This window comes from Acinetobacter sp. Ac8, from assembly GCF_055392545.1.
Window position 1 is genome coordinate 3,339,727 of record NZ_AP043689.1, and the last position, 18,473, is coordinate 3,358,199.

Here is an 18,473-nt window from a genome sequence, read left to right on the forward strand (position 1 = left end):
TGCTCCGTTAAACCTACACATTCTAAAAATAGCAGAGGTGCAAGCGCTAATGAATGATGTTCAGGAAGAGCTTCTTTCATATGATGTGAATTCGTCGAACATCAGAAAGATAACCAAAGATATCCGGATATTTTTTATTTGGGTATTTTTTACGTGTATCTGTGACGCTTTAATTTATCTTTACTTATTTAAGACCTCCTCTGAATTATTAAGCGGTTGGTTTATTCTGACTGTTTTATTTATATTATCGGGATTTTTGTCTTCTACCTATCTGTTACAACAAAATAAAGTTCAAGTATTTAAAAATATTGATCTTTTCTTTCAGTTTTCTTGTTTGATCTTAGGAAGCTTATTTGGGATTGGCGTTTATATCATCAATTTAGAATTTATGATGATGCCAAATGTGGTTGACCCATTTTTTTCATTTTTGTTATCTAGCTTTTTGCTGAGTTTTTCATATGTTTTAGCAATGAATTTTCTCAATCAAAGATTTAGTTATTTTATTGCTTTATTTGTTCCATCTGCGATTCCGGTGCTCACGCTCCCTCTGCTTTTCCCTCAAAACACCAACGAAATCTATAGCACCATTTTCATTGTTTGGTTCTCTTTATTATTCTTTAGCACTTATGCTTCACATAAAATTTATATTAATTCTGAAATATTAGACCTGAAAAATAAGTTTTTATTTAAGCAATCACAAGAACAACTTGCAAACTATAAAGGCTTAGAAATACAACTTAAAAATGAAATCTCAAAAACACAGGTCATGAAAAGTGAATTGCAGTTACATAATCATTTATTAGAACAAAAAGTAAAAGAACGAATTTTCGATTTTAAACAGATGAATGACCGTTTAGAAAATCATCAGGCCAACTTAGCTTTTGCCCATGAAACCGCCGGTATTCACTCTTGGGTCTGGAATATTGAAAAAAGAACTTTTGAGATTTCCGACTCAAAAAGCGGTGCAGAATTCAAACAACTCAATTTAAAACACAATAGCGTAGATGAATATGTTCATCCTGATGATATTGTCAATTATAAAACCATCCTGAAACAACATCTCAAAGGCCAAACTGAGCGCTTTGAGGCAATCTACCGTGTTAAGCGAGATGGTCAATGGTGCTGGATTCAAGACATTGGCAAAGTGGTTTCTAAGAATATCAATAACAAACCGCTTAGAATGGTGGGTATCCAACGCGACATTCAAAAAGAAAAGACCGACCAAGAAAAGTTAAAACTCGCCGCAAATGTATTAGCACAAGTGGCTGAAGGTGTTTTCATTTTAGATAATAATTTATGCTACTTAGAAGTAAACCCTTATTTTGAAAAGCTCTTAGATTATAAACAACACAATATCGTTGGAAATCATCTATTTGATATCACCATTAACAATAATTCTCGTACCCAACAAATGTATAATGTGATTACCCAAAGTTTAATTCAAAAAGGAGAATTTGAGTCTGAATTACAGATTGATTTTACCTCTGGGAAAAAACTTGCACTCTGGGTACACATCAATGCAATTTATGATGAAAAAAATAAATTTTCCAACTATGTCGGCATTATTACCGATTTAACTGATCGCAAAAAACAAGAACAACGACTCTCGTATTTAGAACATTATGACATCCTAACCGATTTGCCAAATCGCTTTTATTTCAAACAACAACTGCATAATTATTTAATTCACTATTCTGATTCATTTAAAAATTTTGCGGTTTTACGCATCAACATTGACCGTTTTAAATTATTCAATGAATTTATGAGCCATAAAGAAGGTGATGAATTATTAAAACAAGTCGCTCACAGATTAAGATTATGTTGTCCAAATGCCTCTCTGATCGCTTATTTAAATAATGATGATTTTGCAGTGATCTATAATTTAAGCAGCAATAACATCAATATTCATCAACATACACAACATATTTTAGATGCATTTAAACAACCTTTTGATGTTAAAGAACAAGAACAAACCATCACCATTTCAATTGGCGTTGCGTTATATCCAGAGCATGGCTTACAGCTCGACAGTCTCAATGGTCATGCAGAATCAGCATTACACGAAGCCAAGCGTTTAGGTGGAAATACCGTATATTTTTATTCAAACAAAAAAACGCCGTTGCTCAATCAAGGGATCAACTTAGAAAACGAATTAAGAAAAGCCATAAAGCACAAAGAACTGACCGTACATTATCAACCTAAAATCTGTGTTAAAACTCAACGTATTTATGGTTTTGAAGCATTAGTCCGCTGGCAACATCCAACTTTGGGTTATATCTTGCCAGACATTTTTATCCCGCTTGCCGAAGAAACCAGCCTCATTTCAGATATTGGTTTAATTGTATTGCATGAAACCTGTAAGCAAATACAGCAGTGGCAATCCCTTGGTTTTGATCATTTTAGGGTATCGATCAATATTGTGGCACAACAAATTTACCGCGGACAGTTGGTTAAAGATATCGATTATGCCCTTAAAAAATATAATATTTCAGGTGATATGCTTGAACTGGAACTGACTGAATCTTCTTTGTTTGATAAGTCAGAAGAAGTTAATTTTCTCCTACAACAATTAAAAGATCGCCATATTTCTATTTCTTTGGATGATTTTGGAACAGGCTACTCATCTTTAGCTTATCTAACCAGTTACCCTTTTGATATCTTAAAAATAGATCGTGCTTTTATTTCAAAAATTGGACAAGAAAAAGACGAAGCAATCGTCAATGCGATTATTGCTATGGGCAATGCAATCGGCATTACCTTAGTGGCTGAAGGCGTTGAAACTAAAGAGCAAGCGTTATTTTTACAAAAACACGGTTGTTATATTTTACAAGGCTTTTACTTTTCCAAAGCATTGTCATCTGCGGACAGCACAAAATATTTGGAACAGCATAAACTTATAAAGATTTGTTAATTTTTTTAGACTTTATATCTATTACTTTGTTTGAAATAACTATTTTTTGACTGTCGGTATCGCTCAACAAATGTTATATTCGATGAAATTTAGTCAAACCACCAGCCTCGCTGGAACATGTAATAATCGAGATTCAGATGGATGATCAATCTTTAAAACAGCAAGCCCTTTACTATCACGAATTTCCAACACCAGGAAAAATTAGCGTTACGCCAAGTAAGCAACTTGTCAATCAACATGACCTTGCGCTTGCTTACTCACCAGGTGTGGCAGCGCCTTGTTTAGAAATTGAAAAAGACCCTTCAAAAGCAGCGCTTTATACTGCTCGTGGCAACTTGGTTGCAGTGGTCAGTAATGGTACAGCCGTTTTAGGTCTAGGTAATATTGGTCCATTAGCATCTAAGCCTGTAATGGAAGGCAAAGGCGTATTATTTAAAAAGTTTGCTGGTGTAGACGTTTTTGATATTGAAATTGCTGAAAATGATCCTGACAAAATTGTGGATATCGTTGCGGCTTTAGAACCTACTTTTGGTGGTATTAACCTCGAAGATATTAAAGCACCAGAGTGTTTTTATATTGAGCAAAAGCTTCGTGAACGCATGAAAATCCCTGTGTTCCATGATGACCAACACGGTACCTCAATTATCGTAGGTTCAGCCCTTCTCAATGCTTTGCAATTGAATGGCAAAAAAATTGACGAAATCAAAATTGTTGCTTCAGGTGCAGGGGCTGCGGCACTTTCTTGTTTAGACTTGCTGTGTGCAATTGGTGCTAAAAAAGAAAATATCGTGGTTGCTGACTCACGCGGTTTATTGACCACTAAACGTGAAGGCTTGGATGAGTCTAAAAAGCGTTATGTGCAAGATATTGAGGGTACTCAACTTGCAGATGTGATTGCAGATGCAGATATGTTCCTTGGCCTTTCTGCGGCAGGCATTTTAACCAAAGAAATGGTTAAAGTTATGGCGGCTGATCCAATCATCTTTGCATTGGCAAACCCAGATCCAGAGATTTTACCTGAACATGCACATGAAGTACGTCCAGATGTAATCATGGCAACTGGTCGTTCAGATTATCCGAACCAAGTAAACAATGCGCTTTGCTTCCCTTATATCTTCCGTGGTGCGCTAGATGTTGGCGCTACGACGATTAATGAAGAAATGAAAATTGCTTGTGTACATGCAATTGCACGTATGGCACATGTTGAAGCGGATGCCGCATCTTATGGTGAAAAATCTGCATCATTTGGTCGTGATTATTTAATTCCACGTCCACTTGATCAACGCCTAATTCTTGAAATTGCTCCTGCTGTTGCACAAGCTGCAATGGATTCAGGTGTTGCAAGTCGTCCAATTGCGGATTTCTCAGCTTATCGTCAACGTCTATCTGAATTTGTTTATAATTCAGCATTGATGATGAAACCAATTTTTGCACAAGCGAAAACAGCGCCTAAACGTATTGCTTATGCGGAAGGTGAAGATCTTCGTGTATTACGTGCGATTCAAATCGCGGTTGATGAAGGTTTGGCACAACCTATTCTGGTTGGCCGTACTGCAGTCATTGAAGCAAATATCAAGAAATTAGGTTTACGTCTTGAACATGGTGTAAATATTACCATCGTAGATCAAGAAAAGAATCCTGATTACGATAAGTTTGCAGATGACTATTACAACTTGATGCAACGTAAAGGTGTAACGCCTGAGTATGCACAACGTGAAACACGTCGTCGTTCTACCTTGATTGCAGCAATGTTGGTTCGTCATGGTCTTGCAGATGGTATGCTATGCGGTACTTATGCAAGTTATGATATCCATTTAGACTTTGTGAGAAATGTGATTGGTTTAAAAGAAGGTCGTAATAACTTCTTTACGCTTAATGCATTGATGCTTGAAGATCGCAATATCTTTATGGCAGATACATATGTAAATACTAACCCGACTGCTGAACAGCTAGCTGAAATGACTATTTTAGCGGCTGAAGAAGTTCGTCGTTTCGGTATGACGCCAAAAGTTGCATTACTTTCGCATTCTAGCTTTGGTTCAGATCAAAATGATCCAAGTGCACAAAAAATGCGTAAAGTATTTGAAATCTTGACTGAAATCGCACCTGAATTAGAAGTAGATGGCGAAATGCATGCAGATGCTGCACTTGATGAAAATATTCGTCATTTTGCATTCCCAAATTCACGCTTCAAAGGTTCAGCGAACTTGTTGATTATGCCAAATCTTGATGCGGCAAATATTTCATTCAACTTGTTAAAATCAACATCAGGCAATAATGTGACTATTGGTCCTATCTTGCTTGGTGCTGCTAAACCTGTGCATATTTTAACACCTACAGCGACAACACGTCGTTTAGTTAATATGACAGCTTTAACCGTTGCAGAGATTCAACAAGCTGAAGGCTAAGCTTGAAGTCAATTTAACATCAATACCGCAGAACTTTAGTCAATCACTCAAGTTCTGTACTTGAGAAAACCTCTATTCTGTTGCATGATGGCAGTAAGAATAGAGGTTTTTTCATGCAAGTTTATTTAGTAGGCGGTGCCGTTAGAGATCATTTACTCGGTCATCCCTATCACGAAAAGGATTATGTTGTTGTTGGCGCTACGCCAGAGCAACTTCTTGCCCAAGGTTATCAACCCGTTGGGAAAGATTTCCCTGTGTTTTTACATCCCCAAACAAAAGAAGAATATGCCCTAGCCCGTACTGAGCGTAAATCGGGACACGGTTATCATGGATTTGAGTTTTTTACCGATCCAGATGTCACCTTAGAAGAGGATTTAATTCGTCGTGACTTAACCATCAATGCCATCGCGATGGATGAAGCAGGTCAAGTGTATGATCCCTATCATGGACAAGATGATTTAGCGCATAAAATCCTACGTCACGTTTCAGACGCTTTTGCAGAAGATCCTTTACGCGTACTGCGTGTGGCTCGTTTTGCTGCTCGTTATGCACAATATGGTTTTCGTATTGCCGATGAAACACTTGCATTGATGCGTCAACTGACTGAATCTGGTGAGTTAGAAGCACTGACACCTGAACGTGTTTGGAAAGAAACCTCTCGTGCTTTAATGGAACGTCATGCCGATGTTTACTTTGAAGTGTTACGTGAGTGTGGTGCATTAAAAGTACTCTTCCCTGAAATAGATGCCCTGTTTGGCGTTCCACAACGCCCTGAATATCATCCTGAGATTGATTGCGGTATTCATACACTGATGTCTTTACAGCAAGCATGTAAAGCCAATTATTCTTTAGATGTTCGTTTTGCTGTATTGGTACATGACTTGGGCAAAGCTTTAACACCGAAAGATGAATTACCTCGTCATATCATGCATGAAGAACGTGGGATTCAGCCTGTCACAGATGTATGTGATCGTTTACGTGTGCCCACTCAAACGAAACAGCTTGCTCTAGCAGTATGTAAAGAACATTTAAAATGTCATCAGGCTTTTACCTTAAAACCAGGCACCTTATGGCGTTTATTACAGCGTTTAGATGTGCTACGTCGTCCTGAGCGTGTTGAAGCTTTTGCACAAGCCTGTGAATGTGATGCTAAAGGCCGCTTAGGTTTAGAAAATCGCGAATACCCACAAGCGCATTACCTATTAGATGCAATGAAAACTGTACGCACGATTAAAGCATCGGATTTACCCTCAGATATTCAAGGTCCTGATATCGGTGAAATGTTGATTCAAAAACGTATTGAAGCGATTGCTGATTTAAAGCATGAGTTAGGTCATCATCATCATACGGTTTAAAAAAAACGCCTCTCAGTAATGAGAGGCTTTTTTAGATATCGTATTTTCTTTTAAATAATATTCAATCATTCTGTGAGCATAGCATTTATAAATATCAGCCTATGGCCCAAACGATTTTATATCAAGACACATCCGCAGGAAATGTAATCACCTTTTCCAATTTCATTTGGTTCATCACCACCATTAACAAACGATCAATTCCCAAAGCAATACCCGCACAATCTGACATATTCGGTAAAGCAGCGAGCAAATACTCATCGATTGGCATCACATGTAAACCCAGCTTTTCACGCTCAGTATTATCTGCTTGAAAACGACTACGCAAAACCTCAGCATCAATCAACTCATCATAGGCATTGGCAAGTTCTAACCCTTCAATATAGAGCTCAAAACGTGCAGCAACTAACTCACCATCCTCATCCAATTTAGTCTTTGCCAAAGAGGCCAATTCTGGGGGGAAATCAGTTAAAAATACCGGCGTATCAAAACCTAAACTTGGCTCAACCATATGAGAAAATAACAAATCAATATAGGCCAAACGATCATCACCCAAATCCAGATTGAGTCCTACACGGTGTGCCGCATCTTTTAATTGTTGCAACGTTGCTTGCAGTGGATTCAAGTCCAAACGATCAATAAATGCATGCTTATAACTGAGTACGGTTGGTCGAACTTCACCAAAACGTTCAGCCAAAACCACATTCAATAAATCAGTGACTTCTAGCATCAAATCTTTCAAGCTGAACTGCGGACGATACCATTCCAACATAGTAAATTCACTATTGTGCTTACGCCCATGTTCATCATCTCGGAAAACTTTACAAATTTGATAAACCGCACCACTGCCACTCGCCAATAAACGCTTCATGGCAAACTCTGGTGAAGTTTGTAAATAATGCGTTTGTTTTTTGCCATGTACATGACGCTGAGCCTGTACAGAAGCCAGATGGACATCGGTTACACCTGCTTGAGACAAGATCGGAGTTTCAACCTCTAAAACATCACGCTCAATAAAAAATTGGCGAATTTGTCTATAGAGTTTTGCTCGTGCTTTAAGCGCCTGAATATCACAAGTCGGTTTAAAATCTATGCTCATGCTTTTGGCCCTCCATGCGCAGCCCATTCACGGCGCAAAGGATAAGTTTTACGAAGGTAATCAAAAGCTTTTTGATCCACCTTGCCATCCTTTAAGCAATCTCTTAAATTCTCATCATCTCGCTGAATATTGTAAATTTCAGCTAAGTATTTTTTCAGCGTTTGTTTAATGTTATTGCCATAAAAATATTGTTCACATGCCGGTAATTGTGATTCAAATTTCTTATGCGCGGTATAGGCAAATGTTTTACAAAATGCGTCATAAATCATCTGAGTACCACGTGCTTTACCTTCCAGACTGTAACCCGCAATATGTGGCGTCACAATTGTAATTAAATCCAATAGACGTTGTGAAATCTCAGGCTCATGTTCAAATACATCCAACACCACTTTACGACGTGTTTTTAAGATATCTGCCATTAATGCCGCTTCTTCAACAACAGCACCACGCGCAGAATTAATTAAGATGGTTTCTGGCTGCATCAGCGCCAATGCATCAGCATTGATTAAATGATGTGTTGCAAACGGCCCTGTTTGGGTTAAAGGCACATGTATGCTGATCGCATCGGCTTTCTTTAATAAAGCGTCAAATTCAACTTGCTGAACATTTTCTCGTTGTACCAAGGGATCATAGCCAATTACATTCCAGCCCAACAACTGAGCCATATATGCTAATCGTGTTCCCACATTGCCTAGACCAATAATGCCTAAAGTAAACTTTTTCCCTAAATCTAGAAAATCCTGATTGAGATGCAGTAAAGCCGTGATGACATATTCTGCAACGGCTTGTGCATTGCAACCAGCTGCATTTGACCATGCAATTTGATGCTTTTCTAATGCTGGAATATCTAAATGGTCTGTCCCTATAGTTGCACTACCGACAAATTTTAGTGCTGTATCTTGAATCAACTGTTCATTGACTTTTGTTATAGAGCGTACCAATAACGCATCTGCATCATTCACATCATGATGAGTCAAATTGCGTCCTGCTGCTTGATGAATGGTTCCGAATTCTGAAAAGAAATATTCAGTAAATGCTAGATTTTCATCTGCAACAATTTTCATAGCGTCATCCACAAGTTTAACTGCCGCTATGATAAACCTTTGAACCACTTAAGACTATGCAGTTCACACATCAAATCTTTTAAATATGGCATAAAAAAACCCGCAAGATGCCTTACGGGTTTTTAATTCTGAATATTTGTTTAGAACAAACGATTCATACCATTCAATGTTGCAACACGATAGGCTTCTGCCATTGTTGGATAGTTAAATGTCGTTTCAACAAAATACTTAATGGTATTGTTTCCACTTTGCATCACCGCCTGTCCAATATGGATAATTTCAGCCGCATTATTGCCAAAACAATGCACACCTAATAACTCTAAGGTATCACGATGGAATAACAGTTTAAGTTCACCAACTGTATCCCCTGTAATTTGCGCACGTGCCAAATGACGGAATGATGCTTGTCCAACTTCATATGGAATTTTTTCAGCAGTTAACTGACTTTCAGTTTTACCAAAGAATGAAATTTCAGGGATGGTGTAAATCCCCGTTGGAATATCTTTCACTGGCTTAACATTTTCTTCGCCGCTCATATTTGAACCAGCGCAACGACCTTGGTCATATGCTGCAGAAGCAAGGGACGGCCAACCCACAACATCGCCTGCTGCATAGATATTTTCAACTTCGGTTTGATATTGATCATTTACCGCAAGTTGCCCACGGCTGTTTGGTGTAATACCTACATTTTCAAGACCTAAACCATCGGTATTTCCTGAACGGCCATTACACCAAAGAATGGCATCAGCTTTAATTTTTTTACCGCTTTGCAAATACAAGACCACATGATCATCAAACGTTTCTAAATGATCAATTTGCTCATTGTGACGCATCAACACGCCTTGTTCACGTAAGTGATAAGACAACGCGTCTGCAATTTCATCATCGAGATAACTGAGCAGCTGATGCTGTGTATTGATCAAGTCAACTTTATGGTCTAAACCAATAAAGATAGATGCATATTCACAACCAATTACACCCGCACCATAAATGATAATTTTATGAATTGGATAATCCAAATCTAAAATTTTATCTGAATCAAATACACGCGGATGATTAAAGTCTAAACCTTGTGGGTGATAAGGGCGGCTACCTGTGGCAACCACAAGCTGTTTGAAAACTAAAGTTTCTTTAACACCATCTTCGCTAAAAATAATCACCGTATTTTTATCTTGGATATATGCACGACCGTGAAATACATCGATATGGTTACGGTCATAAAAACGTGAATGTGTATCAACTTGCTGTTGAATCACTTTATGCGCATTACGCAAAACTTGCTTCATAGTGAATTGTTTCCAATCCCCTACTTTTTTAAACATTGGATCACGTTGGTAACGGATAATACTTGAAACTGTCTGACGTAAAGCCTTACTTGGGATGGTGCCGACATGGGTACAGTTACCACCAAGTTGCTCACGAATATCTACAATTGCAACACGCTTACCCGATTTAGCAAGCTTCATTGCCGCGCCTTCACCAGCAGGACCAGAGCCAAGTACGACCGCATCGTATTTCACAAATTTCCCACTAACGACTTCTTTCTTACGTGGCATTCAAAGCTCCTTATAGTAAATTCAGTCTATATCTTGTCTTATGCGATATTATGACCTAAACCAAAACAATTTTCTGTATTTCGCATGCATATATTCTGTGATAACGACATTTAGTATATGAATAGTGTTTTTGCCCTATCTTTTTGCATTTCCGCTATAATGAGCATAATCTCCCCCGTAGAAAACAGTGGAAAAGTTGAATATGTCAGAGAACCGTAAACCAGAACAGGGTGTCAAATTACGTGGCGCGGAAAAAGTTGCTCGTATACCTGTAAAAGTTATTCCCACGGTTGAAGCACCACGAAAGCCGGACTGGATTCGTGTCAAAATGGCTGCGCCTGATGAAGTTCAACGAATCAAAACCACTTTACGTGCACAAAAATTACATACTGTGTGTGAAGAAGCAGCTTGTCCTAACCTTCCAGAATGTTTCGGTGGTGGTACTGCAACCTTTATGATCATGGGTGATATTTGTACCCGTCGCTGCCCGTTCTGCGATGTTGCACATGGTCGTCCAAATGCACTTGATCCTGATGAACCTCGTCATATGGCAGAAACCATCGCCAATCTCGGTTTAAAGTATGCAGTGATTACCTCTGTAGACCGTGATGATCTTTTAGATGGTGGTGCGCAACATTTCGTTGATTGTATTCAAGAAGCACGTCAACTCAGTCCAAAAACATTATTAGAAATATTGGTTCCTGATTTCCGTGGTCGTATGGATATTGCACTGCGTATCATGACTGAATGTCCGCCAGATGTATTTAACCATAACATCGAAACAGTACCTCGCCTCTATAAAGCGATGCGCCCAGGTTCAGACTATCAACATTCTTTAAACTTATTAAAAATGTTTAAAGAATACTGCCCTGATGTGCCAACAAAATGTGGTTTAATGGTAGGTATTGGTGAAACCGAAGAAGAAGTGATTGCCCTGTTAGATGATCTACATGCACACGGTGTTGATTATGTGACAATTGGTCAATACTTACAGCCTTCTAAAGAACATGCACCAATTGACCGTTTTGTCACACCAGAAGAATTTGAGCGTTATACTGCACACGGTCACAAGCTTGGTTTCAGAAATATCTGGGCTGCTCCAATGGTTCGTTCAAGCTATTTTGCAGATCGTCAATATTATGGTGAACCTGTTCCAGTGGTACGTCGTAAAGTTGATCCAGCGAAAAAAATTGCGGTACAAGCCATCGAAGCTTAAGTCATCATTCACAAATTTAAGCGTCAAAAAAGCACTCAATATTGAGTGCTTTTTTACAGATATTTTTAATCTTTAACGACACTTCCCTGTAGTTTTACCTTCAACACTGCTCATACTGCTTTGTAGTTTCGTCAGTGTAGAACATTGTAAGTTTCCTGAAATCATGGATTTATTTAAACTCAATGTTGACGATACCTGACCTGCAAGCACATCCCCCTCAACAGAAGAATTGACCAATTTCAATACTTTGGCGGTATTGGCTTGCACATTTCCACTCACTGAAGAGTTATTTAAAATCAAACTCCCTCCATTGAGTACATTCACATTTCCATCAACAGATGTACTATTTAAGGTACATGTTGCACCTGCTGGTACAGTTAAGTTTGCCACAGCATTATTGCTGATTGTACTTGAACAATTTGCAGCAAATCCAAGTGGAGCTACGCCTAAACCACATGCAATTGTGATGAGCTTTAAGAAACGCTTTTTCATTGACATTACCCTTTTGTATTATGAATTTAGAATAAATTTATTGTTGGATGATTTTAAAATATACAGTTAGAAAGTTTAATGACAAATATGTTGATTTCTTTTCACTGGGAATCGTGAATATAAAAATGGATGACGCTTTAGCTTATTTACCTCATTTTACTGTTATTGCAGATTTGGGTTGAAATAAATCATTGCTGACTTAGCGACTTTGACTGATTTCAAAATCAAAAAGCCGCTTAAAATTAGGGCGGTGTCGTTATTTTACTTTCTGCTTAAGTTCTTCAACATAGTCTGCGTAATTCAACATTAAGCCCTTTCCAGTCAATTCATCAGGTAACTCCTTGGTACAATACCAGTTGTTAGTCCACGTATGATTCAGCGGAAAATACAAATCCCCTAACTCATTTTGAACTTCTGTTTTGAGGTGGGTAACAAACTCCTGTGCTTTTGCTTTTCCCAGTTGTTCGCTAAGTAACTTAAATAAGAGTTGTTGCAACTCTTTCTGATAACGCCCATGTTTTTGATACCATTGATCATACAAACGCTGTAATTCTGGCTCTGTCGATGGATCAAATTGCTTACAGGACGCAAGCATATTTGAAATTAAGGCAGGTACATCTAAATAAGCCGTATATAAAAACTGTAGCTTGCCTGTACCATCTGCACGTGCAACAGATGTTGCCAAGAGCAAAACGCAACACAAAACTATCCGTGGAATTTTGAAAAGAGATTTTTTCATATTATATTTTCCTTCTCACTGTCGAATGTATGATTCACACATCGTGTTAGACCACGACAAAGTACATACTGGACTAGATTTAAGCACCAACTATAAATAGTTGATTAATATTTTGTTTATAAAAAATTAACAATAATCTTTGACTATAGCATTTAAAAAACCACAAGGCTAAGGTTTGATTCAGTTTTTTGACTACCTCAAATCACATTATAAATAGTCGTATAAATCGCCAAGGACAGTAGCTAAGTTTAAATCTGACAAAATTTTTATAGAGTATTTATCCAGTCAAATCGGTTTCTCACTTACTGTAAGCATCTAAATAAAATACGCATCGTTTTTTAGAAAGGCTCGTTTGCAAGCCTAAGCATTTCATTTGAAAACCTCTCAACAATACTGTTTTATTTATTATTTTAATTATCTATCTTATTGTTAAATAAAAATTATTTTAATTCTGACACTTGATTAAATTTTAACAATTAATATAATTTTACATTTTTTTAACGGCAACACTTCAACTTGACCTTAACATAGTGATTTTAGTCTTAGTAAAAATTGATGATGAAAAAATTAACTTTAGCTATTTCAGCAACCCTATTTTCTGGGCTTTGTTTTGCCCAAAACCCATTAAGCGTACATGTATTAAATCTTGAAAATGGCTTACCTTCAAGCAATGTTAAAGTCATTCTCGAAGCGCAACAAAAAGATAAATGGGTAAAAATTAATGAAGGAAGCACAGACAGTAATGGGCGAATTTCATCCTTATACCCTGAAAACAAAGTATTAGATAAAGGTGTTTATAAGGTTACTTTTCAAACTGGTGAATGGTTTAAACAAAATAACCAACGTGCTTTTTTCCCAGAAGTTCCTGTGGTTTTTGTGATTGATGGAAGTCTTGAACATTATCATATTCCACTGTTGATTAGCCCTTATGGATATTCAACATATCGTGGTAATTGATTGATCATACAACGTTAAATTTTAGGCGAAAAAAAACCGATGTGTTTTAACATCGGTTTTTTGGGGTACACAACTTAATTAAGCCTTTAACCATTTCTCAGCTTTGGCTTGATCTAATACAGTTAACTCAACCGTAGTCAACGCAACTTCGCCGCCTTGCAACTCAAATTGTAAAAACTCATCACGACGGAATGCATAAACCGTAAATTGACCTTGCTGTTTTGCATATTGGTTTAAAAGTTTTTCAGACGCTTTTAAACCATCAATCGCAATGATCACATCATTGGCAGACAGCCCCGCTTTTGCGCCAACACCATCACGACGCGCTTGCTGAATAATGACACCCTCAGCTTTTTCAGCAACTTTTAAACCAAATGGAAGTGCTTTTTCATTTTGCAAGCTATAGCTCAAACCAAATTCAGGGAACAATTGATCCAGTGGTAATTCATCTGTGGTATTAATCAAATGATTAATCTGTTCGATCCAATTATCGCCAGTCAGTTCATTACACAGTTCGACAATGGTACGCTCATTGACTTGCATGCCCTTTTGGGTATTTTCATACAAACGGCGCATTAACGCATCCAAACTAGAACCACGTAAACGTAGACCTAAATCTAAACTGAGTGCAACCAAACAGCCTTTATTGTAATAACTGGTTCCAGCATTATTTGAGTTTTCATCCTGACGATAAAATTTAATCCAAGCGTCAAAACTAGATTCTGAAACAGATTGAATAAAACGTCCCGGATTCTGTAGATAACGATCAATTTGCCCTTTTAGCAACTTTAAATAAGATGCTTGAGAAATCACACCACTGCGATACAGAATCAAATCATCATAATAAGAGGTGAAACCTTCAAAAATCCATAACAGTGAGGTGTAGCCTTCCTGATCTAAATCGTAATTTGCAAAATTTTCAGGGCGGATAAATTTAACCAACCATGAATGAAAATATTCATGACTACACAACCCAAGGAAGCGTTGATAATCCGTAGAAGGCTCTACAGGTTCATTTGCTTTAGGAAAATCATCACGTGGCGAAATCAGACTGGTACTATTCGGATGCTCTAAACCACCATAACTATTGCCAGTTGCCATGGTCATAAAAGTATAGTTTTCAAAAGGTGCTGAACCAAACATTGAAATTTCTGTACTACAGATTTTTTCAAGGTCTTGCTTCATACGCGCTGCATTCATTGTATGCTGACCAGAAACCACAAATTCATGTGGAATCCCATTCGCTTCAAAACTAAAACGGGTTTGATCCGCCAATTCGAATGGTGCATCAATCAATTGTGCATAATTGTTGGCTTTTAAGGTATAGCGCCCTTTCACCAAGCTTCTTGACTCTAAACCTGTGGCAATTTGAAAATGCTTTAATTCTTCAGGTAAAAATACTTCAACTTCGATTGCTGATTCTTCTTGGTCTTGTAGCCCTAGGCAGACACAAGCAGGATTGACATATAAACGGGTTTGATCGACATATGCGCCACGTACCGAAAGGTCATAGGCATAAACATCATATTCAACAGTAATCAGTTCATGGTCGGTGTTATATAAACGCCATTTATTTTTTTCAAACTTATTAATTTGCAGTTGACGACCCGCTTCATCATAGGCTTTCACAGATTCGATATGTTTAGAAAACTCACGGATCAAATAGCTACCAGGAATCCATGTAGGAAGTGACAAAACTTGAGTAGGGTTCGCCAGAAAGCGCAATGTGACATGAATGAGGTGCTGACGGTAATCGTCAAATTCAATCTGATAATGCAACATAAATATATATTCGAAAATAGACAGTGAGAAATTACCAATTAGATTAGCATTTTTTTACAAAGTCAGGCGATTTTAGTCGCAATTGTCTACGATTCTGACTAGCGAAGAGTGCAAAAAAGGCATAGCATTCGCAAAGTTTATGCACTCTTGCCATAGGATTGGCTTAAAGGTAAATCTGTTGAAAATTCTTGCTTCTTTTATCGCGATAACTGGCTTGGTTTGCTCCACGTTTGTTAACGCCGCTTTACTTAATATTAATCCGCAATCTGTTGAAGCTGAAGCTTGGACAATATTAGATACGCAATCGGGTCAAACCATTGCTGAATATAATAGTCATGTACAGCGTGCCCCAGCATCCATGACCAAAATGATGGTCGCCTATATTGCGTTGAAAGAACTCAAAGCAGGTCATATCAAAAAAGAAGAGATTATTACTGCAACCCCTGTAGTTCAGATCGTGCAATGGGATGAATCTCAAATGTACCTGAAGCAAGGTGAGCAAATCTCAATTGACCAACTTCTTGCTGGATTGATTGTGATGTCTGCCAATGATGCAGCAGTAACGCTGGCAGAACGTATCTCAGGTAGTGTACCTGCATTTGTTGCTCGTATGAACCAAGAAGCACAAGCCTTGGGAATGAAGGATACTCATTTTGCCAACCCTCCGGGCATTACCATGCCTGATCATTTTTCGTCAGCACATGATATGGCGATCTTAGGTCAAGCAGTCACATCACAAACCCCTGAATATATGCATTATTCAGTGATGCCAAGTTTTAGTTATAACCAACATTTTCATCATGCCACCAACCTTGTTTTAAAGTCTGATCCAAGTGTAGATGGTTTAAAAACGGGTTTTACTAAAGCAGCCGGCTATAACTTAGCACTGACAGCGCATCGTCCTTCTGCTATTACAGAGTCTCCTGATCGTCGTTTAATTGTGGTGGTGATGGGTGCAAAAAGTGCAGTTAAACGCGCGGAAATTGCACATAAACTGTTAAACTTGGGCTATGCCTACACCCGTGATGAAGTCGCAATTAAAGACAAACAATTGATTGCTGAGCTTCCTGTAGTTAAATCCACCTTAAAAATGTTTAAGGTTGAAGCAAAAAAACCTCAACTCATTACCACATCTTTATATAACGATGCGACACCAATTGATTTAGCGACTTTTGATGTTGTAAATAGCCGTATCATGAAAACTGAGGCAAATGGTCTCTTGGCAGCAGTTGAACCGCTTACAACAACTCAAACCCATTTGAATGTTGAACTGAATGAGACATCACTTACCGCACCTTTAGAAAAGATCATGCATTTGGCAAAAGTGAATGTTTACCAAAACAATCAACTGATTCAAAGTTTTGATATTGAAGATGAAGTGCATATTGAACAAGCCTCTTGGTTTGAACGTTTAATGGAATGGATCAAGTCGATTTTTGGAATTTAATTAAAACCAACCAATTTAGTTAGATTTATTATAATTATGTAACCTGTAATACAAAAAAAACCTAAACAATTAAATAGAATGGCATATTTATGCCATTCTATTTTCATAACAACAATTTAGGTTTTCTATGTCAAATCTACATCATATCGTGATTGTTGGTGGTGGCGCTGGTGGTTTAGAACTGGTGACACAACTCGGTGATACGCTTGGAAAGAGTAAAAAAGCCAAAATCACCCTTGTTGACCAAAAACTCACCCATATCTGGAAACCATTGCTGCATGAAATTGCAGCTGGCACCATGAACCCAAGTGATGAAGAAACCAATTATTATGCGCATGCAGCCAAGCATCACTATGAATTTGTCTTGGGTCGTTTTGAACATTTAGATCGTGATAACAAAACCATCGAGCTCAGCAAAACCCAAACCAGTAAATATGAATCCAATCAAGAGCAAATCACCCTGCATTATGACACCTTAATTCTGGCTGTCGGCTCAGTCTCCAATGATTTTAATACGCCTGGGGTTAAAGAGTTTTGTCATTATCTCGACAGTCGCCAACAAGCAGAAGTCTTCCAACAGGACTTACTGCACTTGTATTTAGATGCTCAAAATAAAAATATTGATCGTGAATTACACATTGCCGTGATTGGTGCAGGCGCAACAGGTGTTGAACTTTCAGCTGAGTTGGTTCAAGCCAAACAGAACTTTTATAAATATGGTTTAAATAAAATTAACCCAAACAATGTCAAAATTACTTTGGTTGAAGGCGCTGATCGTATCTTACCTGCACTTTCTGAAAAAATGGCTGAGCATGCCACACAGCAATTACAACGAATGAAAATAGATGTATTAACGGGCAAACGTGTTGAAAAAGTAGATGCTGAAAAAGTCTATTTTAGTGATGGCACATCCGTAGAAGCACAATTAAAAGTTTGGGCAGCAGGGATAAAAACCCCTAAAGTAATTGCCAACTTAGCAGGCTTTGAAAAAGATCGCATGGGGCGTTTAAACGTATACGCAACCTTACAGACTCAGGCTGATCCAAACATTTTTGCCTTTGGTGATTGCGCCCATTGTATTTTAGATGCAAGAGAAGCACCACTTGGTCCACGTGCACAAGTCGCAAGTCAACAAGCTTCGTTTCTAGTAGATGCAATGAATGCACGCATCAAAGGACGACCACAGCCAATGTTCCAGTTCGCAGACAAAGGCTCACTGGTATCACTCAGTGAAAATAAAGCGGTCGGTGAGCTACTTGGTCAGGTCAATGTTCAAGGTTTCGTGGCAAAATCAATGTATGTGTCTTTATATCGTATTCATCAAGCGACGATATATGGCTATGCTCATGCAGGCTTGTTAACGGCTAAAGATTTTGTTACACGAAAAATCGCGCCAAAAATAAAATTGCATTGAAATTTAAATTTTTGCCCATATTTATGAAAAAATGGT

General features: G+C 38.0%; 13 protein-coding genes. 7 read left to right on the forward strand and 6 right to left on the reverse strand.

All coding sequences use genetic code 11. The features are described from left to right. The first annotated feature begins 49 nt into the window (after positions 1 to 49). The 3 genes from ACZ5QH_RS15935 to ACZ5QH_RS15945 all read left to right on the forward strand — a co-directional run bounded on the left by ACZ5QH_RS15935 (position 50) and on the right by ACZ5QH_RS15945 (position 6,674). Entirely contained in the window at positions 50 to 2,911 is a 2,862-nt protein-coding gene (locus ACZ5QH_RS15935; RefSeq protein ID WP_004823098.1) for a sensor domain-containing protein, read from the forward strand. Between the two features lie 137 nt (positions 2,912 to 3,048). After that, positions 3,049 to 5,319, forward strand: coding sequence for an NADP-dependent malic enzyme (locus ACZ5QH_RS15940; RefSeq protein ID WP_004717035.1), 2,271 nt, complete (start codon positions 3,049 to 3,051; stop codon positions 5,317 to 5,319). 113 nt (positions 5,320 to 5,432) lie between these two features. After that, a complete protein-coding gene (locus tag ACZ5QH_RS15945; RefSeq protein ID WP_303576250.1) occupies positions 5,433 to 6,674 on the forward strand; it encodes a multifunctional CCA addition/repair protein in 1,242 nt (413 codons plus the stop codon). A gap of 121 nt (positions 6,675 to 6,795) precedes the next feature. On the opposite strand, the gene epmA is transcribed toward ACZ5QH_RS15945, so the two are convergent. The 3 genes from epmA to sthA all read right to left on the reverse strand — a co-directional run bounded on the left by epmA (position 6,796) and on the right by sthA (position 10,390). Continuing rightward, positions 6,796 to 7,770, reverse strand: a complete 975-nt coding sequence (gene epmA, locus ACZ5QH_RS15950; protein WP_303576251.1) for an EF-P lysine aminoacylase EpmA — start codon at positions 7,768 to 7,770, stop codon at positions 6,796 to 6,798. Continuing rightward, complete coding sequence (locus tag ACZ5QH_RS15955) at positions 7,767 to 8,834, reverse strand: 4-phosphoerythronate dehydrogenase (protein ID WP_303576252.1); 1,068 nt, start codon at positions 8,832 to 8,834, stop codon at positions 7,767 to 7,769. The genes epmA and ACZ5QH_RS15955 overlap by 4 nt, the downstream gene beginning before the upstream one ends. Before the next feature lie 140 nt (positions 8,835 to 8,974). Then, positions 8,975 to 10,390: a Si-specific NAD(P)(+) transhydrogenase gene (gene sthA / locus ACZ5QH_RS15960; RefSeq protein ID WP_004717049.1), complete on the reverse strand. Its 1,416-nt coding sequence runs from the start codon at positions 10,388 to 10,390 to the stop codon at positions 8,975 to 8,977. Positions 10,391 to 10,592: 202 nt separating this feature from the next. On the opposite strand from sthA, the gene lipA reads away from it, so the two are divergent. Next, on the forward strand, positions 10,593 to 11,606 hold the full coding sequence (gene lipA / locus ACZ5QH_RS15965) for a lipoyl synthase (RefSeq protein WP_004717052.1): 1,014 nt from the start codon (positions 10,593 to 10,595) through the stop codon (positions 11,604 to 11,606). A gap of 72 nt (positions 11,607 to 11,678) precedes the next feature. On the opposite strand, the gene ACZ5QH_RS15970 is transcribed toward lipA, so the two are convergent. Further along, positions 11,679 to 12,098: a hypothetical protein gene (locus tag ACZ5QH_RS15970; RefSeq protein WP_239045238.1), complete on the reverse strand. Its 420-nt coding sequence runs from the start codon at positions 12,096 to 12,098 to the stop codon at positions 11,679 to 11,681. A 256-nt stretch (positions 12,099 to 12,354) separates the two neighbouring features. Further along, positions 12,355 to 12,837, reverse strand: a complete 483-nt coding sequence (locus ACZ5QH_RS15975) for a hypothetical protein (RefSeq protein WP_303576253.1) — start codon at positions 12,835 to 12,837, stop codon at positions 12,355 to 12,357. 555 nt (positions 12,838 to 13,392) lie between these two features. Between ACZ5QH_RS15975 and uraH the strand changes: the two genes are divergently transcribed. Then, on the forward strand, positions 13,393 to 13,794 hold the full coding sequence (uraH, locus tag ACZ5QH_RS15980; protein ID WP_004717057.1) for a hydroxyisourate hydrolase: 402 nt from the start codon (positions 13,393 to 13,395) through the stop codon (positions 13,792 to 13,794). A gap of 78 nt (positions 13,795 to 13,872) precedes the next feature. On the opposite strand, the gene ACZ5QH_RS15985 is transcribed toward uraH, so the two are convergent. Next, on the reverse strand, positions 13,873 to 15,576 hold the full coding sequence (locus tag ACZ5QH_RS15985; RefSeq protein ID WP_303576254.1) for a M61 family metallopeptidase: 1,704 nt from the start codon (positions 15,574 to 15,576) through the stop codon (positions 13,873 to 13,875). Between the two features lie 178 nt (positions 15,577 to 15,754). Between ACZ5QH_RS15985 and ACZ5QH_RS15990 the strand changes: the two genes are divergently transcribed. Then, positions 15,755 to 17,023: a D-alanyl-D-alanine carboxypeptidase PBP6B gene (locus ACZ5QH_RS15990; protein WP_239045235.1), complete on the forward strand. Its 1,269-nt coding sequence runs from the start codon at positions 15,755 to 15,757 to the stop codon at positions 17,021 to 17,023. 127 nt (positions 17,024 to 17,150) lie between these two features. Further along, positions 17,151 to 18,437, forward strand: a complete 1,287-nt coding sequence (locus tag ACZ5QH_RS15995; RefSeq protein WP_004717064.1) for an NAD(P)/FAD-dependent oxidoreductase — start codon at positions 17,151 to 17,153, stop codon at positions 18,435 to 18,437. The last annotated feature ends 36 nt before the right edge of the window (positions 18,438 to 18,473 follow it).

Excerpts from the sequence above, each read along its gene's own strand:
- epmA (WP_303576251.1), bottom strand. The coding sequence starts at position 7,770 with ATGAGCATAGATTTTAAACCGACTTGTGATATTCAGGCGCTTAAAGCA.
- ACZ5QH_RS15970 (WP_239045238.1), bottom strand. The coding sequence starts at position 12,098 with ATGAAAAAGCGTTTCTTAAAGCTCATCACAATTGCATGTGGTTTAGGC.
- uraH (WP_004717057.1), top strand. The coding sequence starts at position 13,393 with ATGATGAAAAAATTAACTTTAGCTATTTCAGCAACCCTATTTTCTGGG.
- ACZ5QH_RS15985 (WP_303576254.1), bottom strand. The coding sequence starts at position 15,576 with ATGTTGCATTATCAGATTGAATTTGACGATTACCGTCAGCACCTCATT.
- ACZ5QH_RS15935 (WP_004823098.1), top strand. The coding sequence starts at position 50 with ATGAATGATGTTCAGGAAGAGCTTCTTTCATATGATGTGAATTCGTCG.
- ACZ5QH_RS15945 (WP_303576250.1), top strand. The coding sequence starts at position 5,433 with ATGCAAGTTTATTTAGTAGGCGGTGCCGTTAGAGATCATTTACTCGGT.
- sthA (WP_004717049.1), bottom strand. The coding sequence starts at position 10,390 with ATGCCACGTAAGAAAGAAGTCGTTAGTGGGAAATTTGTGAAATACGAT.
- ACZ5QH_RS15940 (WP_004717035.1), top strand. The coding sequence starts at position 3,049 with ATGGATGATCAATCTTTAAAACAGCAAGCCCTTTACTATCACGAATTT.
- ACZ5QH_RS15975 (WP_303576253.1), bottom strand. The coding sequence starts at position 12,837 with ATGAAAAAATCTCTTTTCAAAATTCCACGGATAGTTTTGTGTTGCGTT.
- ACZ5QH_RS15995 (WP_004717064.1), top strand. The coding sequence starts at position 17,151 with ATGTCAAATCTACATCATATCGTGATTGTTGGTGGTGGCGCTGGTGGT.
- ACZ5QH_RS15955 (WP_303576252.1), bottom strand. The coding sequence starts at position 8,834 with ATGAAAATTGTTGCAGATGAAAATCTAGCATTTACTGAATATTTCTTT.
- lipA (WP_004717052.1), top strand. The coding sequence starts at position 10,593 with ATGTCAGAGAACCGTAAACCAGAACAGGGTGTCAAATTACGTGGCGCG.